Origin of the sequence: Natronomonas amylolytica (genome assembly GCF_037031205.1) — an archaeon.
Classification (GTDB): domain Archaea; phylum Halobacteriota; class Halobacteria; order Halobacteriales; family Haloarculaceae; genus Natronomonas; species Natronomonas amylolytica.
This window is the reverse complement of the sequence record NZ_JAYEZM010000002.1, coordinates 116,664-140,086: the sequence shown is the minus strand read 5'-3', so window position 1 is coordinate 140,086 and position 23,423 is coordinate 116,664. Positions and strand designations below refer to the sequence as shown.

Genomic DNA, 23,423 nt, shown 5'->3' with positions numbered 1-23,423 from the left:
CGTCGTAGCGACCTCCGTCACCGGCTGCTACTAACTCGACCTTTGGGGCCAGTCGGACAGCCTCACGCGGAAGGCGGCTATCCCCACGCTCGCTCCACCGCTCTCGAAAGTGCTTCGAGAGCTTGATGCGATGAGGGCCGAGGCCGCTCTTCCCGTGCCGCGCGGACGCACCAGTCGTACTCATCGGTTATCCTCCTCTTCGTTCCCGCTTAGCAGTTCGACCTTCGGGGCCAGTCGGACAGCCTCACGCGGAAGGCGGCCATCCCTACGCTCACTCCACCGCTCTCGAAAGTGCTTCGAGAGCTTGATGCGGGGAGCGCTGGTCGTACTCATCGGTTGTCACCCCCTCCGTTCCTGCTCTGCGACTCACCGAACAGCTGTTCCAGCGGTTTCTCGGTATCCGGTTCGCACGCTACGGACTGCTCGGATTCCCCGCCGTCTTCGCAGCGTTTCCTCCGAGTTGTTATATCGACCTCTAGCTGTACCTCTGTCGAAGCCGACGTCTCCGCCGGCACTTCCGCCGTCAGCGTTACGGTTTTACCCGTACGCCTTGTGTGGTCTGATGCTGTCATCTCGTGTAGTCCGGGACAGTTGTGATGTCCCGGAGTTCTCGGCTTCCCCCGAGAAGGGGGGCCGTGCTGGCCCGCCCGCGCCAACGGGCGGGAATCCGCACTTCCAGCGGCGGCACTCTTGATGTATTGCTATGGGTATATAAAACTGTCCTAGGTAAATTTACAAGTAAGAGGCTCTAATCGCGTATATGCAGCAGATAAAACGAATCCACAACCCAAAACGTCGGTGCCACAGAGATGCTAACCAAATTATGCCACATGCCACATGAACACTCCTTCAATCCGCCTCCCCGACAACATACATCGAGCGGTAAAGAACAGCGAATACAGCATCGGAGACCTTGCCAGAACAGGAATTGAGGAAGCAGTTATCTCTGGATTCAGCAGCATCTGCTGGATTTGCGGCGCCGGAATTCATCGAAAAGAGCGAAGTAGGCAGACAAATAGAAACCAAATTCGGGAACACATCGCTGGTGATTCGGAGGTTAATTGGCGAATCGCAAACTTGCCAAAGAATCAGAAGCAACACCAAAATCTTCAGAAACACGTTCAGAGCCAATTCAGTAGCAGAGATCAAGTTGATGAGTACTACCAGTTAGCCGGAGACTGGCTTGCTATACCCGATCGCCCCGTTGACGTATGTACAGACTGTCTCGATTTACTGGATCGAATCAGAAACCAGAAAGTACCTTTGGGTGAACTGCCGGTTCCCTATCTGTTCAGGCAACCCAAAAATCGGGAGGAGGCCGACATAGATCCAATCGGGGCACGAAAGAACCCGATGGTCGCATATGCTACTGATGTGACCGCTGTCGCCCTTGCGGACTATATCTCGTTCCGACGTCGGGAGGATGAGGAGGTGTTCTGGTGGGCGGCAAGGGAACGTCATCAGACCGTCAAATATGGGATTAATCTATGGCGAGAGACTGCCGTTCGGAGTCACGCTCATCGGTTAGGTTGGGGAAACCAACCACTACCGGTATTTGAGTTAGCAGTAGAAAGTACACCGGTTACTGAAGACGTTACTCAAAATCAACTTGCCCATCAACAGCCCGGACTATCGAAGAGAGAGAAAGAAGAAACCCTAGAAGGAATCCAAGAAGGTGAATACTGCCCAGGATGTGGCGACGGACTTCCTGAGTACGGATCGAACTATTGTTCCTCATGCCTATTCTTTGGATATCGTGATAGTCAATTTTCCGACGACTGTGAGGAACCATTTGTGCCATACATTGATGGGGATTTCCGATCGGAGAACGTAATGAGAAGGTGTTGTGAGTGTGGTGAAGTAGAAGATGTTCAGGATGAGTATATTGAGAGGTTCATGAAAAGGTATCAACCGGTGTTTGAGTCGATGGAATACGCGATCCCGATGGGCATTCCAGAAGATCCCCGATAGAACCCGTCTCACGAATTCGGATTCAGATTGGCTTCTACGCGTTCCGACAATTGTGGAGGTGGTATCACCCCCGATATAGACCCAGCTTTTCGCCGGCTACGAACACTCTCCGCCGAAGAGCTAACGGAGCATATCGAGCGGCTTGAGCGCGATCTGGACGATCTCGCTACAGGGGCAGAGGCGTGGGAAGATGCCACTACCGCTTCCGACAAGCAAACGACTTTAGATTACTCCAACGGCGAGTCAGATTCATACCGAATCTGATCCGCCTATCTCCTCTTCGCTGTTCCGGGGAACGAGTCCGAACTACATCCACGTATTGCAGACTCACAGTTAGTTTTTATACGAGCTCAATTACGCCGCACTAAAATCATACACCCACTATTCTGCCGGTCAACCAATTCTGGACGCAACTAAAACATCAACAGTCTGGGGTAAAGGATTACCGACAATCAGCACCTCCACGTGATTTTATAACAAACCATGACAACAAATATCACATGGTACTCGGGGTGAGGGAGACAGATGATGGTGCCAAAGCGCTCAAAAAAGGCAAACACCGACCACGTACTGAAGATTACCTCAAAGTCGAAATCCACTCGAATAAGAGAGGCAAGAAAATATTAGCAAAAAATCCACTCGACCGAGGACACGACCTCATTCATATCGAGACCTCAAAAAAAGTTGATGACGAATTCTGGGTCAAAATCACCTCAGACGACGTCGTTGACAAGGGAGGGTACATTGAGGCAACAGTACTGCGAGGCCGAGACGATATCCAGAACAAGTCCTACTTCACTACCGACAGAAAATCTGGAATCGAATGGCAAGGGACGGCTCAAGACACCACCACAGATACCACCGAAAAACGGAGCGAAGTCTTCACCGAGGATGACTCAAGGGGAGACAAAAACGACTTATTGGGGGGACATTTATAACACCAGCCAGCCAGAGCCCACCAAAAATAAAACCGTTGCTGAAAGTATATTCAATAAGTGGTACCCTTTCCTCAGGGAAGGGTAATCCGTTTGTACAGCCAACAGAATGGAAAATCAGAAGAGGAAGGGCGGATCGATGCGGTAAACCTCGTAGTTATCGCTCCCACGCTTCTCCTCTCGCTGGCGCTTCGTGAGGTCCGAACTACCTGATTTTACCTCCACTTTCCGCTCTTCGAGGACTTCGCCAGTGAAGGGATCTCGACGACGAGCGGTGAAATCGTATCCTTCGTGGTTGTCTACTGTTTCCCAGCCGCTCAGTTCGTAGTCCACACGTGCTTGTTCCTCCGCGATTTGGCCCCGTAGCCGGTTTCGCCGTCCCTGCTGACGTTTTCGCTCTTCCTTCGAGTCAAACGGGTCAAACATGGATAAAATATGGTAATAATTCGGTATAAACGTATCCCTTATCTCGGTGAGAGCCGAGATCATGCAAACTGAGCTCGCTGTGAGCGGGGTAGATGGTGAGAAATCTATCGAGATAGTGGTTCGGTCGTTGTAGATGTTGAACTGGTTGAAGTGGAGATGGGCTTCGGTGATGGAGAAGTCCCGTGGGCCAGGTCGGCTCAGGTCTTCGACCGCGCCCTGCTTGAAATGGGTTTCATTTGATTAATTAATTTTATACTATTAAGTAGCAACATCTTGGGCATGGCGAACTCGCCTTTGATAGCATTTGTACTGAGTGTAATACCGGGAATCGGGCATTTCTATCTCGGACTATGGAAACGCGGTATTGTGGCATTTATCTGTGGATCAACATTTGTGATAAGCGTTGTTGGGGCGGTTTTTTATCCTATCATCGCTATTTTGGTCGCGTTTGATGCTTACAAAAAAGCAAAAGAAATGCAGGGATAATATTATAGACTGGCTTTATTGAAACCGTCTATCGGTGATAGGTCTAGTCAATCGTGCTGAATGAAGCCTCTGTATTCAGCATAACTACCTCGTTTTTCTCGGCTATCATTCGATGAATCACTTACTCTGTATGCAGGCTCGGTCTTACGGCTGGTTCAGTCTCGCGGCGTCTAGAATAATCCCATTCCTGATTTAGTCGATGTAGGAGCTCCGACTGGTCTTTAGGAAATACAACGAGAAACAGTACGAGAGTGAGTAACAGGCCTCAGTCTTCTGTTCGGAGGTTCGTGACGTCCATGATGTCGGTGAAAAATCGGGTCTCGAAGTCGGTGTCCGCGACAACAAGTTCACTCCCAGTAGACCGCGCGGTCGCCGCGATGAGAAGGTCACGGGCAGCCATCCGTTCCCCGTCGTCCATCAGCTGGTCTTGGAGCCGGGCCGCCCCCAGGGCAATCTGCTCGTTCAGGTCGATTGAGTGAACACCGCCGAACTCCTGGCGTACATCGACGACGTCCGTCTCTCCCGTCCCAACTCGTCCGTTGATCACCTCGAAGACACAGACCGAGGACGTGAGGTAGGGTTGAGAGCGGTCTTCGACGTATTCGACGACGTCCGGCACCCCTTCGAGCATATCGATTATGACGGAGGAATCGAGGAACGTCACCGCTCGAAGCTCTTCCGAGAGCGCTCTACGGCCTCTCGTGCGCGGTCGGCCTGATCTTCGCTCCACGCGCCGATGTTGATGGGCTTCTCGCTCTGTGCAAGGCGTTCTAAGAGTTCGTCAAACGTCTCGTCTTCCCGTTTCAGCCGCTCCAGCATCTCCTTCGTGTCGTCGGAAACCCGGATGGACGTGCTCATGTGTATACAGACTGCATACAGAGATAACTAAGTTACGCCGGTTTGGAGGTCACTCCGAATCGTCCTCGTCTTCGCTAAGGTCTGGAAGGTCGTCAGCCCAGCCCGAATCGTTGACGTCCCAGTCGTCGATTCCCACTAATTCCAAATCCCGCACCAGTATCTGCAATAGCTCTTGCTTCTCGTGGTCGTCGGCGACAAAGATGTCTGTCGCCATTTCGAGGAGGTCGTCGTCAGACGCCTCGTAGGCAGGGAGGGCATCTGCGAGCACCAACAGTACCTCGATCTTCGAGTTTGTCCTGCGTCGTGACGCCGGTGTCGTGGTCTCGGATACCGAACGTGCAGTCCTCATGTTCGACTGTGATTGTCGAAGTCACTCGATGATTTTCCCTGCTCGGTGATTATCGATATCGATCCTGAACGTAGTGCCACAGCTACATTGTCGGGTACCAGAGGACATCATTGGGCTATATGGCCCGGAGACGCTTTCACAGTTCGGGCAGGTGACGTAGAATCGATTGCCTTTGGTTGAACTATCTTTGACTCCCTTCCGGTACCACTTCCGGAGACTCTCCTCTGGAACCAACAACTCAAACTCGACAGTCGCACGGCACCCCTCGGTCGTGAAATGGTCTCTGAACCGCTCGATATAGTCCTTGGAGTCGTAACCGCTGAATAGCGACGACCAATCTTGGGATCGCCATATCGAGAGTGCCTCTTCGTCGTGCCATTCGGGCGGTAGTGTGGCGGGTACGTGAGACTCGCGGGGTTCAAGGTGATAGTCGCAATCTTCGACATTTAGCAACTCCCGATCCACCCGAATTTTGTGCATCAGCATCTCAAATTCCGTAAATCGAGAATCGCTTCTGTGGTTCTCATCCCTGAACATCGAGATGCTCACCGCCTGTTCGGCAAGCTTCCTGAAGTCAGCCTCAGTCAACCGACACCCGTCTGCGTGGAAGTCGTCGCCTGAAAGCCAGACAACGGCGGCATCCTGTGCAACGTAGTCTCGGGTAGTGGCCTCGATGTCCTTGCTTTCGTTCTTGTGTTGAACTTCGACAGCCAACCCGCTTCCCAGCTGGTTGTCGCGTTCCTCGAACATCACCGCAGCATCTGCTGAACGGAGTTCTTTGCCGGTCTTTGGCGCCGCGAGTGGCATCTCCACGGACACCTCGGCGACATTATCGAACACCTCGGTCAGGCGCTCGGCGGCGAAGTTCTTCCACTTCTGGTGATCGTCGCTTTCACCTCCGCCACATCCCTCCGCGTGGCCTCCACCTCCGCCACCCATATTCCCGACTTCTTTGAAGTGGCGGGCGGTTCCATCTTCAGCTTCCCTCCAGACACGCATCCTCGCCCCACATTCGATGCAGTACGCGTCCTCCTGGAAAGGAACTTCAAACGCTCCCCGTTCCTCACCCTCGTAAATCGCTGTATATGCCATAGGTTAGTATCGAAATCCGTCGGTATTTCGTGCTGGTGAACGATTCCCACGCTGGTGCATAAATAAATTTCCCCAGTTAATAAATATCAATTTGTATTATTGTCGTATGGAACAGCGTGAGTGTTTATCCCTCCTTACGGTCGCGCTACTCGGTGGCTGTTTCGGCGTTGACGGGGTGATAGCGGAGTCTTGGAAATCGGACTCACGAAACCAATCCCAGAAGACGTACCGGTTACGCCGGTCGAAGAGACCAACCTGCTTTCGTTCGACTCTGTCGCTGATGGGTTACAAGAAGCGGGTCAAAAGCACGAGGAAGTCATTGAAGAGATATACAACCCCGACGAGTACAGCGAGAAACGACCGTGGTACCGCTCTCGTTGGGAAGCCCCTCGGTGGTGAAATCCTCCGCGAAATCCAAGAAGAGTTCGAATCCTATTCCGAGTACGACCCAGATTCAGTTCGCCACGCGGAGCAGTATTTCCGCTATGAAGGTTACCCCTACACGATTACGGTCGTCATGGCAGAGTAAGCCTACAGCACCTTTAACAGTCGCCGACAAGGCCCTACCATAACCAACCCACAGACGCCGGACGAATCGGTTAATAGAGGCAGTATAGGAATCAATCTGAATACGCCAATAATGTTAAGTGAATGATCTCGGTTAAAATACCATGAATAATACTGAGTTAGAAAGGGTGCACGAGCTCTTATCAGATTCGAGGAGTAAATCTGCAGATATTGACAAATTACATGCTCTATACTATATAAGAAGGAATAGTGACTACGAGGGGACATTAGATGGTTACTTACAAGATAAAAAATCAGATGAATCTAGTGGAGGTATTTTATCAAAATTATCGAAAAATATCTTATCATCTGACGGGGATAGTAGAAATGATCATTTAGAACAAGAACCAACGATATTAGAAGATAAGCTATTCAATAATTTCATTAATAAATTATCAGACAATATATCTGAAGAAACAATACACTATATATTTAGAGCAAGACCGGAGATGAAGATGAGTAAAGAAATTGACTATGATACTGGTAAAAGTGAAGTAATAGAAAAAAGCGAAGAAGGTGGGGATTGGGATATAGATCTTAGCGACTATTCTAGGATAATCGTTACCAACAAGCGCATTTTAGTATTTACACTAAGTCACAGAATATCAGAATTGTCTAAGAGTTCTGAGTGGGTACTATCTGCCGAGATACCTTTCGTAGATATTGAAGAAATCTTATACTATAAGGAAAGATCAGAGCGGGCAACATTAACAACCGAAGATAGAAGGTTCCATGTACATTTCTATAGTGATGAGCCACAACAGGAGAAAGAGAGTGCTATAGATTATATAGGGCAGAAGTCTGACCTTGAGCCTCGACTAGAATTGTCGAGGGACATTGACAACAGCATATTCCACGGTATAAAAGACAATATATTTGATAGGAAGGATAATGTGCAGTATTGGCGTCTTTCGCCCCAAAATGAGAATGGAGTCGCATGGGGTATAGAAAGAGGATTAGATCTAACTGAAATTGAAGAATCCCAACAAGCGCATAAAGATGCAGCAAAACGTGCACCACCGGTTGATATTGGAGATGTTAGAAAGATGGGTGTGTTTGATATAACACCCCACCATCAAAGAGGAAGAGATGCTGTTTGTGAGGTAGAGGGGTTCAAGATATTTGTCCAGGATATACCCGAGGATATAGATACAGGGGATATTATTTTGGCTAAGGTTCTTTCATATAATAAAGGAGAATCGTCTGCCAAGGCAATGTTTATAGAGAGTCGTGAGAACTCGTGATTCAAATTGTAATATTTGGCTCTGTTGAAATCCTATTCTTTAGACATATCTGCCGCCGAAACAGGTAATGGCTAGATTATGAGGACAACAATTTCCTAACCGACCAAAACCACGTCCACTATTATCCCACTGATGACGATAATCAGGCATTTGATATTGATTCATCAGGCGTTCTGACTCAAAGATGAACTATTCGCACGCTCGTTCTTGAGGCTGATTCAAAACTTTTCAGATGAAAACACCCTGTGGGACACGAGGGATATACAGAGCTTGGACGTTTCGGTGCTCACGAGGTGTCCATAACTGAGCGTTTCAAAAATACCGATTTTTGCGTTATAAACGGATGGGCGACCTAATAATCGTTGACGAGGTCTCGGAGCTCTTCACTGGGCTTTCCAATCTTTGATCGCAATTGGTCGAGTCCTTCGTCGAGCGAGATCGAGTCTGTCCCGAGAATGCTGTTGGTCGCATAGATGGGCGTCGTGCTCATCGTCTCCATTTTAGGCCCGTCGCAGGTGGCGATGACGTCGAACAGGAGGCAGAATTGGTCGCCGGCGTTGGATTCGATTACGGCACGAGATTCTGTGCCGTCGTAGAGCGAGACGTATTCTTCGAGCCCGACGTTTCCGGTATGCACCGAGATGAACATTTTTCCTGGGTTCGGGTGCTGAGGTGGGAGCTCGACGTTGATGCTTACAGCCTCCTCGAACTGGTCGAGAAGGTCTGTCATGATCTCTTCGATGGGGACATTCTTGACCGCGTTATCCAGTAGCCGAGTGAGAACGTCATCACAGCTCTCGTCAGCCTTTTGAATCGAATTCAGCCGTCGAAGTGTCTGTGCTTCCAATACGATATCTTCGTCTGCGTGCGCTGACTGATCAGCGTGGTTCGTTTCTTCTTTCATACTGCACCCAGAATACCCCACTTGTCACTTTTAAAGACTCGCCCTACAGCTTTTTAAGTCCGTAGTGATAACGGGTTCGCCGATCTGATCGGTGATGTCCGCGTAATGATTGTCATTCTTCAGTTTGTAGAACCTCTTTGATTGCCCGGTTATATCCAGACGCGTGTGCGACAGCTTCCGACGCACTACCAACGAAGCCCGTTTTCTCGAAGGTATATTTGCCTGGCACCAGTTCACCGTCCTTCGTCACTTGTGTGACCTTCGGCCACTCATCAAGTTCCTCAGTTATAGCTTCCGTGACCGTTTCTGTTAATTGATCAATGTTCTCCTGTCGGCCTTCTACATACTCGACCAATTGCTCATCGTGGAGCCACTCAAGCTGACGGTATACCCACCCGTTTTTGAATACACAAATTTCGAGATCGACCGCATCACTGCTGGGCGCTACTGTCGGAACACCATTTTTGTTGTCAATTTCACCATCTCCTGACAGATAGACAACTTCCCACCCTTCATCGATAGCTTCCTGGAGTCGTTTTTCGTCTTCTTCTGTCTCGTTGGTGGCGAACGCTCGGCTTGTTGCACCACTGACCCTCCCCCTCGCTTGGTCAAGAAAAGTCAAAGAAAACTGAATATTCAATAGCTCACCAATATCTTCATTTGGCTCTAATGGTTCCAAGGTACGAATCCTGCCGTCGCCGGATGTAAATAAGTACTGCTCCCGATAGGTTTGGTGTCCGATAGTAATTCCAGAGATTCTTCAAGGAGAGATTTGCTCTGTTTTCCGATTTGACGAGAGCCTCAACTACGTATAATGGATTGGCCATGTCGAATCTCGTCTATCCAACGGTATGCCTCCGAAATTCGGAGCTCATACTGCCCTTCATTTGGGAAAGCTAGTCTGCCCGAACGGTTCAATCAGAGGTAAGATCGATATGACTATTCCATATCGTTGGTTGGGTACGGCTCCTTGCCTTCCTCTGGGCCGGCGTCTTCATCAAAATCAAGTTCTTCATCGTCGTCCGGCCAGCCTATCGTCGTCTCTTCAATAACGTCCGGATACGGTTCTTTCCCGTTTTCGACCATATCGACATTAAAGCATGCGAACAGATAGTTGTACCAGCAATCACGAAGAGTTACGACTTGTGAGACGTATCATTCACAGTCGCATTTCACAGAGAGCTTTCACACTAAGAATTCACAAATACTGGTCATAGGCTCGTCTCACGGTCGCTACTGAAAGATTTGATTCATATCGTCGCACTTGGAAGAAGTTTGATAGAGAATTCGAAGGGGTTCTATCATTTCTTGTCTGTGTTGAGCAATCCGGAGTGGCGAGTAGTAGTGTGTGCGACCCGTTGGAGAGGCATCTACCCATTAGTTCGGTCTTCGCCGGTCACATCCGCTTCGCGGAGGCTGAGGAGTGTCCGGTGATCAAACGAAGGATGAGTCCAATACGCATAGCCGTTAAGTGGATCGTTTTTGTCCCGTCCAACCTGCTGGTAGAGAATCTCTCTGGTTAACCCGGTAAACGAATACAGTTCTCCATTATGCAGCCACTCAAGATTGTTTTGTTGACCCGTCTCCCCCGTTACGCGAGCCCGCCAGTAGTCGTCATCTAAATCCCATTCACGATCAGCTCCTTCAGGAACTTTGCTCTCGTCGAAGATGACGATATCATCCGGTTCCAAGACGCCGCGATCTAATAGCGCAGGCAGCGTGAACGTGACTGACGACTGTTTTTGTTTCTCCTGTTTCGCTCGGCGTTTCGTCAGATATTCTTCCGCCTCTGGAATCGGGATCACTTGCTGGCTATTCAAAATTACACGATTGCGATGCTTGTATGCTTGAATACGGGTGCAAGTGATATCCATGTCATATTCTTCAATCAGCCACATGACTGGCGATGTGATTTCCGGCCCAAAACTACCCGCGACCAGCAGAATCCGCGGCGTGTCGTCAAGCTCGAAGTTCGCCCACCCATCATCCATGTACGGTACATCGTCAATCACGCTCTGATTCAGGAACTCAGCGAACGTTTCTCCCACCTCTTCCGGCGTTAGATCGTCGTCTTTCCGATCACTCCAGAATTCTCGATAGTCCTTTTGAACTTCCTCAGCAGTAAGAGTCGCACAGTAACTGGCGTATTTAATCGCCTGCAAGTCGGTTGTCCGATCTGCTTTATCGCGTTTCAATTCTGCAACGACCAATTTCCCATCCGGGTCGATCGCCATAATATCGAGTCGTTCTCGCAAGTCCGCAAATTTCGCATACTCTGATGTGATAACCAGTAACTCCTCACCAAGCACCTGAGGCTCCTCAATCGCCCACTCCTGAAGATCCTCCCGTTCAAGAATATCGAGCTTCGTGAATTCCTCTTCTGGAAGGCGCTCCAATTTTGCATCCTCTTGGTTCACCGAGAAAATCATGTACCAACCCCTACCAACAGCAGCAACATATGCGTTTGTGCCGTCATCTCAGGGCTTCTCGCAGTCTGCCTCTGTCTCGGTCTCAATCTGGCGAGAAAATATTGACAATTCGAAGAAGGAGTTCATGACTTCATCTCCTCGGCAAGCGGACGTACAACTGGCTTAGACGGAACTCCTTGATTAAAGACTGGCCTGCTGATTCCGGATACTGCATTCAGCACGCTGGTCGAATCAGTCGATAAAGGCTTTAACAGAGCCTGATTCTCCCATTTTAGCATATCAATACTGCAAGCTACCGATCGTCAAGCCCGAGACACGATCTAACCGACGTGCCTTCAAGCGCTGCCTCCACCACCGCAGGATAGAACCGCTCGTTCTTCGGCAGCTGCTCGCCGTACTCCCTCTGCCACTCTAAAGAAAGCTCTTGATAGCGGATGTCGAGGTCGTCGACGACGCCGTCAGGGAGGTAGACCGTCCGCCCGTTCCAATGCTCCCGGATGCGAAACTCGTCGTCGCCCGGCACCGGCGTTCCCGTCGTTTCGCTCGTTTCAGTCATTTCGTTTGTTTCCTGTGTATCTGTGGTATCGGCATCATCTCCGAACCGACCAGCGATGCCACCCAGTTTCTCCGTCGTCTCACCCAGTTCCTCGTTTTTCTCGCCATCAGACATTGGTAGTCTCCTCCTTGAGCAGCTCACGTTTGGCGAGCGCAGCGATGTTCTCTAAGACGGCCTCCATATCTGTCGATTCCTCAACGGCGAACACAGAACGCTGCTGGCTGGCAAGCGGACGCTGCAGCGCGACACGCTTCCGAATCTCGAAAATCTCGAAGGCGTTGCCGAAGTTCACTCGGACTTGTTCGACCATCGCATCCGACTGGTTGTTTTGCTCGACGCGATTGAGGACAAACCCGAGAATCGTAACATCGCCGTAATATTGCTCGATTCCTTGCACTTGCTTCTGAAGACGATCAAGGCCCTGAACGGAGAGCGCTTCGGCGTAGAGTGGCACGAGAACGCTGTCACTGGCGATGAGCGCATTGTCGGTCAGCGTATTCACCGACGGAGCGTTGTCGACAACGATGATATCGTAGCCGTCGATGGTGTCAAACACCATTTCAAGGCGCTCGCGGGCCCGCGGCTCTCCTTCGAGTGACTTTGCGGTGTTATCGACCATGCGTTCGTTCGCTGGTAAGAGATCAAATTCCTCGCCGGACTCAATGATGTCGTCGACACGGTCGGCGTACTCGATAGGTTCGAGGATTAGTTCATGGAGCGTTACGTCTCGGTTTGGTTCGTAGGCGACATCGTAGCCGAGAATCGACGTAAGCGCACCTTCTGGCGCCGCGTCAACAACGAGGACATCCAGCCCGCGCGCGGCGAGCGCGCCTGCGACGTGGACGGTGAGTGTCGTTTTGCCGACGCCACCCTTCTGGTTAATCAGCGCGAGGACAGGCGTTTCACTCGCCCCGCTCGTTCCATTCATTTCATTCATATCACATTATCTCTTCTAGACCGCCTTAACCCTCAGTCGGACACGTGGCAGACGGCGAACTGCAGACCGTCTACCGCCAGCGTTCTAACTAGTCTGGCCATTCAATTTTTATCGAAGAGAGGAACGCCCTCGCCCGATATCGGACAACGATGTAGGGGATCGAAGAATATTCTCTCAAGGCAACTCTCAGTCAGTCCCCGTATGCTGGTTAACCTACCTTTGGCCGACGGTTCTACCGTAAATTGGCAATATTGAAAACAGGTGTGCGAACAGAGCGATGGACTGAGACAGTTGGTAGAGCCAAAATTCATTGATGGAAGATATCCCGCAACCTCCAACTGAACCTTACTCAATTGGTGATCGAGTATGGGTCTATGTCAGCTCTGGCGATCCTGATTCGCAATACCACGGGCGGGTCTGCGAGGTTGTAGATATTCTCAGCGATGATCTCGATATAGAAACCGGTCGAGCTACAGATGCATACTCCTATATTGTCGAAGACATGGAAACAAAAGAAGAGCTGCCGGTTTCATTTCGCCACCAAGATTTAGTGCCGGATAATCGCGGTTAGTAGTCTTTCTTTTGGAGACTCAAGTGGATCGTTTGGATCTATTTTGGGAATTGAAGCTCATCGGGAACGAGAGGTTCGACCACTTCATCATCGAACACCTTCGACTTCACTTCATCAAGAGAGAATTCAACGCCGAGATACGCAGCGTTGGAATCTGGCTTCGGGCCTTCCGGGAAGGTCATCTCGACGACCCGATCGTCGACTTCTACCCAGGCATGAGCGATGGGGGTTCCCAGCGGATCTGCCATTACGTAGCCCTCGACGTACGTGACATCGTACTGAGTACCGAACGTCGCCGTTGATAACAGCGCGTTGCGGTAGCATGCTCGCTGCTGACGACCGAACCCTTGATCGAACAACTCCGCAAATTCACGTCCGTCATCTGTCAGAGACGCCGTCTCCCCCCACTCTCCTCGGGAGTAGTACTCGTCAGCCACCTCCGAGAACTGACGCATGCTCTGGAGATTATCCAATATCCGCTGTTCGTGTACCGTCTCTGCGTCATTGCGGGTCGGTTCCTTCCTCTCGTCCGGAATCGAGGCTCTGAGCGCATCCGGATCGACTTCTTCTACAGCTTCGGGGTTGGAAGGCGTGAACCCTTTTTCGAGCCCCATGGCGTACATCTCAGGATTGGCACCGAGCCAGTCATGCGCCTCGTCGAGCCCGAACTGACGAAGTCCTTCCCGGACTTCTGTATACATATTCACGATACCCGACTGTTTGAGCGCTTCCAGTTGCGCATAGACTGTCGACGGGACTCGGACTCCGAGATCCGATTTGGTTGGTGAACTATTCTTCTCTTGGCCGTGATTCGCTTTCTTTTGGGTCATGAAGACCGCCACAATCTTGACGCAGCCCTATTTAAAACTCCGGGAATAAATGATATATATTAAACATTTGTCTGACGTGCCGTTAAATACCCCGAGTGGTTTCTTCAACTGCAATATGCCCTCCAAAAATACGAACGAGTCGCGGGCAAAATCCCAAAGCGGGATTCGGTTTGCACCACCGCACGCGACAGATAGCCAACCAGATATCGTCCAAAAGCACATCACGCCCGCACGGCGTGACTGGCTTCCAAGTCTACTCGAAGAAATGCTCCCCTGGATGGTCAAGGCCGTCCGCGAAGTATCCTACCAGTATGACCCGGCACTCCTCCGCCGACAACGCGAGGGTGTCATCCCTGTAGTTCTCGACGACCGATACGACGTCGAAGCCCTATTCGGCTGGTACGCCTTCGCCGCTACAAAATTCGCGGCTCGTGTGGGTGACAAATCTCCTGCAGATTGGCCAACTCTCAATTCCGATGAGGATGATCAACCACCGTCACTCCGAACACTAACCAGAATCGGAACCGGAACTGACGAATTCAATTCTGATATCGACGAACTGGAGCCGGGGCCGGTACGACTGATCGGAATCGGAACAGAAACTCCACACATCGTCCTCTCTCTGGATGGCCCTGTGTGGCGGAACACCCAGCGCGCTCAGCGGGAACGCGGTCTCGAAACCATCGGTATACTATCTAAAACATCCGATATTGAGCTGATCGTTCCACCACAGTTCGAAGAGTTCCTCAGAAACCGTCACCCAGAATGGGTAGATGTCCACCTTACTGAGAGCAATAATACTCCCCACCCGCAGAACCCCCACTCTGAGGAATCCAACGAGGATGTTGACCCCGAGGCAGTCCTCGATATCCTTGGCCAGTTCAAACCAGCCGGTGGAAGAATTCAACTGCTCGCTGCAATCCCAGATGGAGAGAAATACACTCGGGAGGTTCGAGATTTGAAGACAGAGGAGGAGCTTGACCTGAGTGCTGGTACCATCGATCGGTACTATCGTGAACTAGAGCAAGAACACGGTTTGCTGACCGTCGATGAGCGAGGTCGCTACAATTCGGTGAGTCTCACTCCTTCAGGTCGGTTCGCTCAGGAGTTATTGACCGAAGACCTTCACGTTCGCCACCCCCAGCAATCCCAGCTCGGCGGCAGTTCCTCGACCCCCCTCAACCGCAAACAAGGCTAGTGTCACGAGCGAATCCATCCACCTCTTTTAAAGGGGGTATGGCCTTCGAAGACAGCCTCGAAGCCACAGCCGGAGTTTTCGGACAGCCCAGCACCCGCAAGCTATCGCCGGTCGGTTGTTGGATGAGTGAGCAGGAACTGGTAGATCGGCTCTCGGCTGGCCAGTCCGCTGAAGGTATCACGCTCGTCAATGACCGTATTTCGGAATTTCCTGACGGACGTTCCACGTACCTAGGTCGGGCGGGCGAAGAGGTACATGTGGCTGTGCAATGGGGAGGCCCTGTTCCTACCCTCGTGCGTCTTGGTGCTACCTTACTCAGTAACCACGCCTTCGACCAAATCCTGACGCCTACGCGAGTCGATCCGCTCCTTTCGGGAGGAATGGCTCTCCACACTCTCCGTCTCGGTAGCCAACTTGGCTGGCTGTCGGACGCCGAGCAGGATTACGATAACCTGCGGGCACGGTACGGGCGTGTTGGTGATTCCTTACTCAGTCGACTCAGTACCAGGGGCAGCAGCCAAGCAGTCTGGAAGAGGTTGTGTTGTGAGGCTCACGGACTACTAGCTACCGCCACGAATCTCTACGATACCGCGGGACTTGACCTTACGATCCACATCCGACTCCCGGACACCGACCAGTTGGCCCGCGACGATGCGAGATATAAGAAGTTCATCGACTTCATTCAGAATACGGTTCCGAAAAACGCGGCATATAGCGGTAATTCCGCCTCTCGGATGCTATTGGAGACGGATGGTGACAAACTCGGCTATCGGCTGCCGGTCGAGATTGATCGCAACAACCGGGAAGCTTCGCTCTGTGCGAACTGGGTAATCGTCGGCCCGGATGTCACGAGCTTCCGAGCGGATATCGTCGAGACACTTCGTTCAGTCTCGCCCCGTAGGCAGTTCGCCAAGGGGACGAAAACGGGAATCTGTATTCCGATCGAGGTACAGACTGCGAATACATACGCGAGTCTGCGGCAGACCGTTGAAGGAATGCTTGACCGACTAGAGCGAGACTTGGTGAGTCACCTCGATGTGTCGACGCTCACCCGAACCTATCTCTACGCGTTTGGTGATGTCTCGCATAAATCTCTGACGTGCTCGCCGTTCGACATTGCAGAAGCGTTGATCGCCGCTGATTCCCTCGCTCCAGCAAATAACCCACTCTCTCTATCGACGTTACTGCAGGGGTTAGGTGGTATCTCATCACGGAAGCTCTATCCATGGCTACCTCCGTCTGCACGAGAACTGATGCGTGCCCTGTTCGGATCTGCGGTTCCCCTGCAACGCTCCGAGATTCTTTCGAAAGCCGATATCTCCCTGTCATCGTACGAACGGCACAGGAGTCGGTTAGATGATGTCGGTCTCTTAGTCGAGGGAAAGACCCACCAGTACGAGGCTTCGGTTCCGGGCCGCTGGACTCGAAACGGAGGGGGTCAACTCGCCCCGAAGACCGGTGCAGATGTCCAAGAGTTACTCCTCTCTCAGCGTCTACTCAAAGCACAGATTCAAGCGAATAGTCTCTCTTCGACTCAGAAGTCGTCACCCAATCTGACGCGAATTTGTATCGGCTGATAAGAATCATGGTCGGGGTATCCCGACGTTAGAAACACATGTAGGTATAATTACCAATCAATATCTTCTCGTCGATTCTTCGGAAAATCTGTCGGAGGTCGCTGAAAACTTGACTACCGAAGTGATAGTACATTTGAACACGCCTATAGCGCAGATACCTCTTTTGTGGACTTTTTGAGCTGCCGATCTCGCTACTTCCGTAAACTGTGTTGTTTTCACACTAGAGTAAAACGTGAATAAAACAAGCAATGAGCCGTAGGCGCCTTGAAACCACCCATCGAGCCCATTACCTGGGCCGCTACAAATGTATACAGTTTTCATATATCGTTTTTTAGCCAATATCTGAGCAGCTGACTCCTCGAAACCACCCAATACTCTCTCGATCGGTCGTGCATGGTCGGCAAAACCATCCCAAAGTTTGGGGGATCATGCAATGCAGAATATGAAAAATGGGCGTACTTTCTTGGGGAGCAGCGCGACCCAGCGCTCTATGAAAGAAATATTATATGAAGCCCGAATTGGTTGGGTTCCACAGGGATACTATAACTGACTTACAGTAGGGGCGATAGACCCTGAGTTGTCAATCATGATTGTTGGCAGGTGATTCGAGCATTACTCGATTCGATGAAATTCGGAAGATATTGCAGATCCGCGAGGTCGTCTGGATATCGATTACGTACCTTTGTCGGTAATGAAGGGAACTCGTTCATTGGGGTTAAAATTGCAGATGACTTTTTCGCGTACACCGTCGGAGCTTCGTTTCATCTGATGCCTGGCAGTACGCTCCAAAATCGTGTAGTCACCAAGACCATCTGGGATTTGAGAACAAGACATCATCCAATCGCCCTCTACGCTGTGGAGTTGGTCGACAAAGGTCGGATACTCAAACTCAGTTCCGTATTGGCCCTCTGACCCGACGTAAGGCGGATCTAGGTAGTACAGAACGTCGACAGAGGAATCGTCGTACTTCTCTAGGATTGCTTGGTAACCCTGATTCTCGACTGTTACTTCACGGAACCGCTGAGCTAGGGAATGGATTCGTTTTCGAGCATTATCGAATGTACGTGCGGGCGATCTCTTTGCTCTGGTTTTGAACCCGTTCGGTGATGATGAGACTCCGATGTACTGCATATAGCGGATAGAAAAGAATCGGCCTGCTCGCTCAATAGGGTCATCTGGCCGTACTCCGTCATAAAATTCTGCTACCCACTCTTCGTACTGCGATCTCGAATAGGGAACTGATTGAAGCCACTCCGCAAGTTCCTCCTCCCGGTTACGGAGAATCGAGAAGAATTGTGTCAAATCCTCGTTATGGTCGTTGTAGATTTCATACTTTGACCGACGCTTATTGAAGAGAATACCCGCTGCCCCACCGAATACCTCTACATAGGTATCGTGCTGGGGCATCAAGTCAATAATCCACTCAGAGATGTGACCCTTTCCACCAGGATACGGAAACACGCTAGATGTGGAACTGGATCGGGGCGAATAACCTCCAGCTTGAATCGTTGAGTCTGGTTTTCGGGGAAAGAAAACCTTTGGTGCACTTCCAGAACCGCCCTCACTCTGAAGAAAACCTAGCGTTTCCATCGCATCCAGAGTATTTTGTACCGTCCTTTTCGACGGTGGCTCTGTCTCTATTTCTATTTGAATATCGGACGCTGTGAATGACCGCTGAGACTCTATCAACCGCAATGTTGTAGACCAAATTTTGTCGCGCTGAGTAGGCATAGTGCGAACATAGATGCGCATAACGAGATTATTTCGGTCTCTCTATTTTGTGGCAGTAATCCAACTATATCTTGTACATCACGGTACCGGCTCTTGAGCAGATTGACTATGGTGCTCCTCGAACGGGGGATATCCGTTTGATATCTCCCTTTCTCAATTCCTCAAGAAATTCATCCATATCCCATGGTGCTTGACAGGGGAGTGTCCGTTGGCCCCCATCAAGACGCCGAGAGACGTACACACCATTTCTTTCGGGCCGGCTGTAAACCGTCACGTCCTCGTCGCCGACCCGGAAGTCCCCGTGATCAAAACAGTCGACACCCCGGTCATACGTCGGTATGTAGAATTCATGCTGACCGAGAAATGGCGATGGAATCTCGAACTCATCCCAGGTAATTGGCGAGCCAAGAGAGATTTCGCCATCCGGTAGTGAAGCGACCCCAAGGGAAGGGGGCGATGACATATGTTCTCCCAAGAGTGACTCTGTTTGGCGTCGCGCATCGGTTGCGTCAACGGTGAAAATCCAATACACGTCAAATCCGAAGCGCAAATGTTGGATTGTGGCTCGAAGTCGGTCTTTATTCGAGGAAGAGCGTTCCACCTCGACGACGAATTGCCGTGGTACATCTATCGGCGACTCCGAGAGCTGGCAGCGGACATCCCCAATCAAATCTGCCGTTTTCTTTTCCGTCTCAATAGTACCGACATATCTTGGGTCTGAGCGAAATCTATGCGTAATAGCCGCTTTGATTGCCCAATGATGTTCTGACTCGTTTTTCCGCTCCACGGTCTCATCTAGCTGTATCGTTGGATGGATATCGGCCAACTCAGACATCGTGTTAGGTATCACCATTCCTACGTTATAACTAGGCACAAACAAAACATGTTTTTGACATTTTTAGCCCCATCGTATAGATACCGTAGCAGAACGAGCCTCGTGTGTGCCTTCAGTACCTAAACCAGTCGAACGCGTGATGCTCCAAACCGTCGCCTACTACGATCCCGTCGACTATCATATGCTCAAACATCTCGTTAAAGAACGCATCGATGGGGTGTACGATGCTGAGAGGCACCGAACCGCGCTAACGAATCTGAAAGAGTTGAACATGGTCAAGCAACCAGGAATGGCTCACGAATACATTCACATCACCGAGCAAGGTTGGTCACATCTTGGTGGCAAAACGCCTCGACATGGGGTTGATGTCGAGGCCCAAAATGCAGTAGTCTGTCCCGTGTGTGCGACAGATGAGATGGTCGCGTCGGGCGAGTGAGAAATCGTTCTGGTCTCCGCCTTTATACCACCGCCTTGAGCAGTTGCGGATAGGAATCAGTCGATGCAACTGCTCAAAAAGCTGAAAGACACCGTCGCCAAGCAAGATTCGTCGAACAGGTCGACTATCGATTCTGATGATGCATATTACGTATTATCGAACGACCGCAGACGCCGTGTTGTGGAGTTTCTCGCCGAGTACGAGGTCGGGGCAGAAGTCTCGGTCAGTACCCTCGCAGATAGACTCTCAGACGGGCAGAACCGTACCGCATGCTATGTAGCACTACACCAGAATCACTTAGGGGTACTCTCGGTAGACGATGGAGTCGGTGTGATTGATTACGACAATCGTGCCCAAACTGTGGTTGTTCGCCCCGAATTATTCTCACTCCATCGGGCACACGAGCACTTCGAGAATGAGCTATGATAGTCTGATTCGTTGAGGACTGGTCAGAATTACTCTACGCCGTCCTAGCATCGTCTCTGTAGTCACCAACAGTCCGGCTTCGGTTATATTGTATGCCGCTTCGCCGTGACTCCGTCAGCAGAAATCCTAAGCTCCGTCACGAACGCATCGTGGTCTCGGTACGGTCCACTAATCCGTATCGCTGGCCCGGTATAGAATACCGGTGTCCCATCATCTGATTCGAACGTATACCCATCATCGAAGTCCTTCTTTTTCGGTCGATGCTCGTCGCCAATCAGTACACAGTGGCTCTGTTGAAATCCTTAGTGAGTTACAGGTTCAGTCGATAGCTTGAGTAGATGCAGACCCTCCCAAAGTCTCGGTTGCTCCGGTTTGTCGAGGAAGCCTTTCAGTTAGCGCAACGTGCCGTATCTCGATACTCCTCGAAGTTCTCGAAGCAACACTACACGCTCCATCAGCACATCGTTCTCCTGTGTCTCAAAGTTCGAAAGGATACGACGTATCGAACACTTCTCGACGAACTCATCGAGATGCCCCGTATTCGGAACGCGATCAATCTCACTGAACTGCCTGCCCCATCGACACTGTGCAAAGCGTTCGATAGACTTGATATGGCTGTCTGGCGAGTGCTTCTCAATCTCTCTGTATCACTGCTCCCGACCAATGGCGTTGCGGGGATCGATGCTTCGGGATTCGACCGCAGTCACGCTTCCAAACACTACACGAAACGAGCCGAACTCACGATTCAGCAACTCAAAGTAACACTGCTAGTCGATTCCAAAGTGAACGCAATCCTTGATCTACACGTGACGACGACACGAAAACACGATAGCCAGATCGCTCCTTCGTTGATCAAACGCAACCCCGAGACTATCGACATCCTGCTCGGTGACAAAGGCTACGACGACCAGAAGATCAGACGGCTTGCCCGTCAACACGAGATTCGGCCACTAATCAAGCATCGTGAGTTCACATCGCTTCACAAGGCATGGAATACACGCTTAGACGCTGACCTCTACGGCCAACGGAGTCAATCAGAGACAGTTAACTCAACGCTCAAGCGGAAGTACGGCGCGTTCGTCCGTTCACGACGCTGGTGGAAGCAGTTCCGTGAACTCGCACTTGCGTGTATTGTCCACAATCTTGACCAAGCAATCTAACGACCAGTGCAAGTGATAAACCGCACACTGTGAGGCGACGGAGTGTCTGCTCCGAAGCGCTATGATTTCAGTTGAAAGAGCATGAGTTCAAAGTCTGGTGTATCTTGATCATCATGTTGAAGGGGATATGCACCGTCGTTCAGGTCTACACCATTATTATATGCCTGTTGGATGATTTCATCCAGAGATTGACGGAGTTCTTCTTTCGTTGTCGGTCCTTGTCTTCTCATTATTAACCGATTGTCGCACAGGAGGATAATATCTGGGCATTGTGCACCATGGCGGGTTTAATCCGCAGTCTTCAGCGAACGACTGTTGCAGGTAGTTTGAGAGGCCACGTATCACTCTGTATTTCCCCTTTATTCAGTCAATTTCTCATCTCCAAAATCTGGGCCTTTACGTACGATGTTGGCCTCTCTGTCCCATTCGACTAACCCAATGGCCTCTAATTGCTCCAGAGAGTGATCTTTGAGCTGGAGGCGGAGTCGGGCAACGTCCTCATCGGTAGAAACAGGGTCATTACGGTATGCATCTTCTGGAATGTTGTTCTCTGTCATGAGTTGCTATACTTCGGTTCTGAAAACGGATTAACCCCGAAGGTTTTCACACAGATTTGATGTTTGATTATCCGAGTGACAGCCAGCGATCCGCATTCAATATGCATGTGTAGTGTACAGTAGATTCACGGGAACACATGTCTAAAGAAGAGGATTTCAACAGAGCCTACACAGTCAAAAGACACCCGTGCCTGCGCGAGTAAGTGATTCAAATCAACATCGGCCTTGGAGCTACGGTAGGGCGTGAACCCATCATGCAGGCATAGCACGTTCGGCCCTGATGACGCGACACCGAACGTGATATCGGAGGGAGACCATTCCCGAGAGTGGTATTTCCCCACGTCATCGATACCCACATTCTCAGCGGAGATTCCATACGCATCGAGCGGCCCACCAGCTACAGGCGTCTGGTCGGTCGTTAACTCTACGAGATGCCCTTGATTGACTTGCTCTTTGAGCCAAGCAATTCCATCAACAGAATTCGGATGCTGTGGATCTGCCGAGTTATGGTCGTGAGACCCAATAATACAGTATACCGGAATATCAAGCGCCGATAACGCCGAGAGGAACGATTCGGTAGTACTCAGCGTGGCTTCATCCACTTCATGATCCAAGATATCTCCCGTGTGAATGATAGCATCAACACTCTGTTCCGTAGCAATCTGTAGAATTCGTTCGAACGTCTCTCGACTCGAAATATCACGAACCCACGATACGGTACTCCCACTCCCCGTTTTTACTCGATTCTCATACCCAAGGTGCGTATCACTCACGAACAATACTGTCGTCTCCTTACTCGCGGTGCGTCCACCGATATTTTTCCGGGCCTGGCGAACACGATCTGGGTTAAGCAGTTCGTCGACACCGTCACCGGGACGGTCAGCCGATGGCTCAGCCGGGAGCTCAGCGAGTAACGAAATCGCATAATCGACCTCATCCTCAGACACTATTACGGGAAGAACTTCTCCAGACGTAGGGGCAACCGGAAGTACCGCACCAGACGGCACGTAACGCTGATCCTTCGGCCTTGGCTCTCCTACTGAAATCGCCGAGAAGTCAGTAACCCGATCTCCATTTCCATGCCGCCGCGCGTAATCCTTCCGCCTACCCAGGTTTCGTTCGTTCTGCTGCTTCCCGTAACTCGACGCATCTTCAGCTAATAGTTCTCCCCCGAACAGTACGGACTTCACCGCGAGTTCCCATTCAGAATCCGTCCCAGACGGCAGCGAATCATACAATACAGACAGACAATCATAGAGCTCCGTCAATTCATTCCCAGAACCCATCGTGTGTTCCAATTCGACACCGTCAGTCGGTATCAACCCGGCGATTCCACTAACCTACCGGG

27 protein-coding genes are annotated in these 23,423 nt (G+C 50.8%); 11 read left to right on the top strand and 16 right to left on the bottom strand.

Annotation, left to right across the window (positions count from 1 at the left end; all coding sequences use genetic code 11):
• Positions 1 to 837 precede the first annotated feature (837 nt).
• Both U5914_RS03680 and U5914_RS03675 read left to right on the top strand, forming a co-directional pair.
• Positions 838 to 1,971, top strand: a complete 1,134-nt coding sequence (locus tag U5914_RS03680; RefSeq protein WP_336134252.1) for a hypothetical protein — start codon at positions 838 to 840, stop codon at positions 1,969 to 1,971.
• 500 nt (positions 1,972 to 2,471) lie between these two features.
• Positions 2,472 to 2,909: a hypothetical protein gene (locus U5914_RS03675; RefSeq protein WP_336134251.1), complete on the top strand. Its 438-nt coding sequence runs from the start codon at positions 2,472 to 2,474 to the stop codon at positions 2,907 to 2,909.
• A 114-nt stretch (positions 2,910 to 3,023) separates the two neighbouring features.
• Here U5914_RS03675 and U5914_RS03670 read toward each other — a convergent pair whose 3' ends face one another.
• Positions 3,024 to 3,239 (bottom strand): hypothetical protein, encoded by a 216-nt coding sequence (locus tag U5914_RS03670; protein WP_336134250.1) that lies wholly within the window; start codon positions 3,237 to 3,239, stop codon positions 3,024 to 3,026.
• A gap of 372 nt (positions 3,240 to 3,611) precedes the next feature.
• Between U5914_RS03670 and U5914_RS03665 the strand changes: the two genes are divergently transcribed.
• Positions 3,612 to 3,818 carry a hypothetical protein gene (locus U5914_RS03665; protein WP_336134248.1) on the top strand — a complete coding sequence of 69 codons (207 nt, stop codon included), beginning with the start codon at positions 3,612 to 3,614 and terminating at the stop codon, positions 3,816 to 3,818.
• Between the two features lie 265 nt (positions 3,819 to 4,083).
• Here the strand turns inward: U5914_RS03665 and U5914_RS03660 are convergent, their stop codons facing one another.
• The 4 genes from U5914_RS03660 to U5914_RS03645 all read right to left on the bottom strand — a co-directional run bounded on the left by U5914_RS03660 (position 4,084) and on the right by U5914_RS03645 (position 6,117).
• Positions 4,084 to 4,482: a PIN domain-containing protein gene (locus tag U5914_RS03660; RefSeq protein ID WP_336134246.1), complete on the bottom strand. Its 399-nt coding sequence runs from the start codon at positions 4,480 to 4,482 to the stop codon at positions 4,084 to 4,086.
• On the bottom strand, positions 4,479 to 4,676 hold the full coding sequence (locus U5914_RS03655; protein ID WP_336134244.1) for a DUF7557 family protein: 198 nt from the start codon (positions 4,674 to 4,676) through the stop codon (positions 4,479 to 4,481). The genes U5914_RS03660 and U5914_RS03655 overlap by 4 nt, the downstream gene beginning before the upstream one ends.
• A 49-nt stretch (positions 4,677 to 4,725) precedes the next feature.
• Entirely contained in the window at positions 4,726 to 4,944 is a 219-nt protein-coding gene (locus tag U5914_RS03650) for a hypothetical protein (protein WP_336134243.1), read from the bottom strand.
• Between the two features lie 102 nt (positions 4,945 to 5,046).
• Entirely contained in the window at positions 5,047 to 6,117 is a 1,071-nt protein-coding gene (locus U5914_RS03645; RefSeq protein WP_336134242.1) for a hypothetical protein, read from the bottom strand.
• A 280-nt stretch (positions 6,118 to 6,397) separates the two neighbouring features.
• Here U5914_RS03645 and U5914_RS03640 point away from each other — a divergent pair, with 280 nt between their 5' ends.
• Positions 6,398 to 6,646 carry a hypothetical protein gene (locus tag U5914_RS03640; RefSeq protein ID WP_336134241.1) on the top strand — a complete coding sequence of 83 codons (249 nt, stop codon included), beginning with the start codon at positions 6,398 to 6,400 and terminating at the stop codon, positions 6,644 to 6,646.
• Positions 6,647 to 6,788: 142 nt separating this feature from the next.
• Entirely contained in the window at positions 6,789 to 7,928 is a 1,140-nt protein-coding gene (locus U5914_RS03635) for a hypothetical protein (RefSeq protein ID WP_336134240.1), read from the top strand.
• Between the two features lie 352 nt (positions 7,929 to 8,280).
• On the opposite strand, the gene U5914_RS03630 is transcribed toward U5914_RS03635, so the two are convergent.
• The 6 genes from U5914_RS03630 to U5914_RS03605 all read right to left on the bottom strand — a co-directional run bounded on the left by U5914_RS03630 (position 8,281) and on the right by U5914_RS03605 (position 12,754).
• On the bottom strand, positions 8,281 to 8,832 hold the full coding sequence (locus tag U5914_RS03630) for a hypothetical protein (protein ID WP_336134239.1): 552 nt from the start codon (positions 8,830 to 8,832) through the stop codon (positions 8,281 to 8,283).
• A gap of 112 nt (positions 8,833 to 8,944) precedes the next feature.
• Positions 8,945 to 9,511 (bottom strand): hypothetical protein, encoded by a 567-nt coding sequence (locus U5914_RS03625; protein ID WP_336134237.1) that lies wholly within the window; start codon positions 9,509 to 9,511, stop codon positions 8,945 to 8,947.
• 260 nt (positions 9,512 to 9,771) lie between these two features.
• Complete coding sequence (locus U5914_RS03620) at positions 9,772 to 9,918, bottom strand: hypothetical protein (RefSeq protein ID WP_336134236.1); 147 nt, start codon at positions 9,916 to 9,918, stop codon at positions 9,772 to 9,774.
• A gap of 284 nt (positions 9,919 to 10,202) precedes the next feature.
• Positions 10,203 to 11,261: a DUF91 domain-containing protein gene (locus U5914_RS03615; protein ID WP_336134234.1), complete on the bottom strand. Its 1,059-nt coding sequence runs from the start codon at positions 11,259 to 11,261 to the stop codon at positions 10,203 to 10,205.
• 292 nt (positions 11,262 to 11,553) lie between these two features.
• Positions 11,554 to 11,931, bottom strand: a complete 378-nt coding sequence (locus tag U5914_RS03610; protein WP_336134232.1) for a DUF8160 family protein — start codon at positions 11,929 to 11,931, stop codon at positions 11,554 to 11,556.
• Complete coding sequence (locus U5914_RS03605; RefSeq protein WP_336134230.1) at positions 11,924 to 12,754, bottom strand: ParA family protein; 831 nt, start codon at positions 12,752 to 12,754, stop codon at positions 11,924 to 11,926. Before U5914_RS03605 ends, U5914_RS03610 begins: the two co-directional genes overlap by 8 nt.
• A gap of 313 nt (positions 12,755 to 13,067) precedes the next feature.
• Between U5914_RS03605 and U5914_RS03600 the strand changes: the two genes are divergently transcribed.
• The gene (locus U5914_RS03600; RefSeq protein WP_336134229.1) at positions 13,068 to 13,325 is read left to right on the top strand and encodes a DUF8139 family protein; all 258 of its coding nucleotides are present in this window, start codon (positions 13,068 to 13,070) and stop codon (positions 13,323 to 13,325) included.
• Between the two features lie 38 nt (positions 13,326 to 13,363).
• Here the strand turns inward: U5914_RS03600 and U5914_RS03595 are convergent, their stop codons facing one another.
• Positions 13,364 to 14,155 (bottom strand): hypothetical protein, encoded by a 792-nt coding sequence (locus U5914_RS03595; protein ID WP_336134228.1) that lies wholly within the window; start codon positions 14,153 to 14,155, stop codon positions 13,364 to 13,366.
• Positions 14,156 to 14,432: 277 nt separating this feature from the next.
• On the opposite strand from U5914_RS03595, the gene U5914_RS03590 reads away from it, so the two are divergent.
• Together U5914_RS03590 and U5914_RS03585 are read left to right on the top strand one after the other, a co-directional pair.
• On the top strand, positions 14,433 to 15,353 hold the full coding sequence (locus U5914_RS03590) for a hypothetical protein (RefSeq protein WP_336134225.1): 921 nt from the start codon (positions 14,433 to 14,435) through the stop codon (positions 15,351 to 15,353).
• A gap of 38 nt (positions 15,354 to 15,391) precedes the next feature.
• Complete coding sequence (locus U5914_RS03585) at positions 15,392 to 16,930, top strand: hypothetical protein (protein WP_336134224.1); 1,539 nt, start codon at positions 15,392 to 15,394, stop codon at positions 16,928 to 16,930.
• Positions 16,931 to 17,602: 672 nt separating this feature from the next.
• Here the strand turns inward: U5914_RS03585 and U5914_RS03580 are convergent.
• Positions 17,603 to 18,520 (bottom strand): DNA adenine methylase, encoded by a 918-nt coding sequence (locus U5914_RS03580; protein WP_336134633.1) that lies wholly within the window; start codon positions 18,518 to 18,520, stop codon positions 17,603 to 17,605.
• Positions 18,521 to 18,767: 247 nt separating this feature from the next.
• The gene (locus tag U5914_RS03575) at positions 18,768 to 19,496 is read right to left on the bottom strand and encodes a hypothetical protein (RefSeq protein WP_336134223.1); all 729 of its coding nucleotides are present in this window, start codon (positions 19,494 to 19,496) and stop codon (positions 18,768 to 18,770) included.
• Between the two features lie 139 nt (positions 19,497 to 19,635).
• Here U5914_RS03575 and U5914_RS03570 point away from each other — a divergent pair, with 139 nt between their 5' ends.
• The 3 genes from U5914_RS03570 to U5914_RS03560 all read left to right on the top strand — a co-directional run bounded on the left by U5914_RS03570 (position 19,636) and on the right by U5914_RS03560 (position 21,518).
• Positions 19,636 to 19,932, top strand: a complete 297-nt coding sequence (locus tag U5914_RS03570; RefSeq protein ID WP_336134222.1) for a hypothetical protein — start codon at positions 19,636 to 19,638, stop codon at positions 19,930 to 19,932.
• A gap of 63 nt (positions 19,933 to 19,995) precedes the next feature.
• Entirely contained in the window at positions 19,996 to 20,358 is a 363-nt protein-coding gene (locus tag U5914_RS03565) for a DUF7344 domain-containing protein (RefSeq protein WP_336134220.1), read from the top strand.
• A 338-nt stretch (positions 20,359 to 20,696) separates the two neighbouring features.
• Positions 20,697 to 21,518, top strand: a complete 822-nt coding sequence (locus U5914_RS03560; RefSeq protein ID WP_256309246.1) for an IS5 family transposase — start codon at positions 20,697 to 20,699, stop codon at positions 21,516 to 21,518.
• Positions 21,519 to 21,877: 359 nt separating this feature from the next.
• Here the strand turns inward: U5914_RS03560 and U5914_RS03555 are convergent, their stop codons facing one another.
• Together U5914_RS03555 and U5914_RS03550 are read right to left on the bottom strand one after the other, a co-directional pair.
• Positions 21,878 to 22,075 (bottom strand): hypothetical protein, encoded by a 198-nt coding sequence (locus tag U5914_RS03555; RefSeq protein ID WP_256309249.1) that lies wholly within the window; start codon positions 22,073 to 22,075, stop codon positions 21,878 to 21,880.
• Positions 22,076 to 22,200: 125 nt separating this feature from the next.
• Complete coding sequence (locus U5914_RS03550) at positions 22,201 to 23,022, bottom strand: metallophosphoesterase (RefSeq protein ID WP_336134219.1); 822 nt, start codon at positions 23,020 to 23,022, stop codon at positions 22,201 to 22,203.
• Positions 23,023 to 23,423 lie beyond the last annotated feature (401 nt).

Excerpts from the sequence above, each read along its gene's own strand:
- U5914_RS03680 (WP_336134252.1), top strand. The coding sequence starts at position 838 with ATGAACACTCCTTCAATCCGCCTCCCCGACAACATACATCGAGCGGTA.
- U5914_RS03675 (WP_336134251.1), top strand. The coding sequence starts at position 2,472 with ATGGTACTCGGGGTGAGGGAGACAGATGATGGTGCCAAAGCGCTCAAA.
- U5914_RS03665 (WP_336134248.1), top strand. The coding sequence starts at position 3,612 with ATGGCGAACTCGCCTTTGATAGCATTTGTACTGAGTGTAATACCGGGA.
- U5914_RS03655 (WP_336134244.1), bottom strand. The coding sequence starts at position 4,676 with ATGAGCACGTCCATCCGGGTTTCCGACGACACGAAGGAGATGCTGGAG.
- U5914_RS03645 (WP_336134242.1), bottom strand. The coding sequence starts at position 6,117 with ATGGCATATACAGCGATTTACGAGGGTGAGGAACGGGGAGCGTTTGAA.
- U5914_RS03640 (WP_336134241.1), top strand. The coding sequence starts at position 6,398 with ATGGGTTACAAGAAGCGGGTCAAAAGCACGAGGAAGTCATTGAAGAGA.
- U5914_RS03635 (WP_336134240.1), top strand. The coding sequence starts at position 6,789 with ATGAATAATACTGAGTTAGAAAGGGTGCACGAGCTCTTATCAGATTCG.
- U5914_RS03630 (WP_336134239.1), bottom strand. The coding sequence starts at position 8,832 with ATGAAAGAAGAAACGAACCACGCTGATCAGTCAGCGCACGCAGACGAA.
- U5914_RS03620 (WP_336134236.1), bottom strand. The coding sequence starts at position 9,918 with ATGGTCGAAAACGGGAAAGAACCGTATCCGGACGTTATTGAAGAGACG.
- U5914_RS03615 (WP_336134234.1), bottom strand. The coding sequence starts at position 11,261 with ATGATTTTCTCGGTGAACCAAGAGGATGCAAAATTGGAGCGCCTTCCA.
- U5914_RS03610 (WP_336134232.1), bottom strand. The coding sequence starts at position 11,931 with ATGTCTGATGGCGAGAAAAACGAGGAACTGGGTGAGACGACGGAGAAA.
- U5914_RS03605 (WP_336134230.1), bottom strand. The coding sequence starts at position 12,754 with ATGAATGAAATGAATGGAACGAGCGGGGCGAGTGAAACGCCTGTCCTC.
- U5914_RS03600 (WP_336134229.1), top strand. The coding sequence starts at position 13,068 with ATGGAAGATATCCCGCAACCTCCAACTGAACCTTACTCAATTGGTGAT.
- U5914_RS03595 (WP_336134228.1), bottom strand. The coding sequence starts at position 14,155 with ATGACCCAAAAGAAAGCGAATCACGGCCAAGAGAAGAATAGTTCACCA.
- U5914_RS03590 (WP_336134225.1), top strand. The coding sequence starts at position 14,433 with ATGGTCAAGGCCGTCCGCGAAGTATCCTACCAGTATGACCCGGCACTC.
- U5914_RS03585 (WP_336134224.1), top strand. The coding sequence starts at position 15,392 with ATGGCCTTCGAAGACAGCCTCGAAGCCACAGCCGGAGTTTTCGGACAG.
- U5914_RS03580 (WP_336134633.1), bottom strand. The coding sequence starts at position 18,520 with ATGGAAACGCTAGGTTTTCTTCAGAGTGAGGGCGGTTCTGGAAGTGCA.
- U5914_RS03575 (WP_336134223.1), bottom strand. The coding sequence starts at position 19,496 with ATGTCTGAGTTGGCCGATATCCATCCAACGATACAGCTAGATGAGACC.
- U5914_RS03570 (WP_336134222.1), top strand. The coding sequence starts at position 19,636 with ATGCTCCAAACCGTCGCCTACTACGATCCCGTCGACTATCATATGCTC.
- U5914_RS03565 (WP_336134220.1), top strand. The coding sequence starts at position 19,996 with ATGCAACTGCTCAAAAAGCTGAAAGACACCGTCGCCAAGCAAGATTCG.
- U5914_RS03560 (WP_256309246.1), top strand. The coding sequence starts at position 20,697 with ATGCAGACCCTCCCAAAGTCTCGGTTGCTCCGGTTTGTCGAGGAAGCC.
- U5914_RS03555 (WP_256309249.1), bottom strand. The coding sequence starts at position 22,075 with ATGACAGAGAACAACATTCCAGAAGATGCATACCGTAATGACCCTGTT.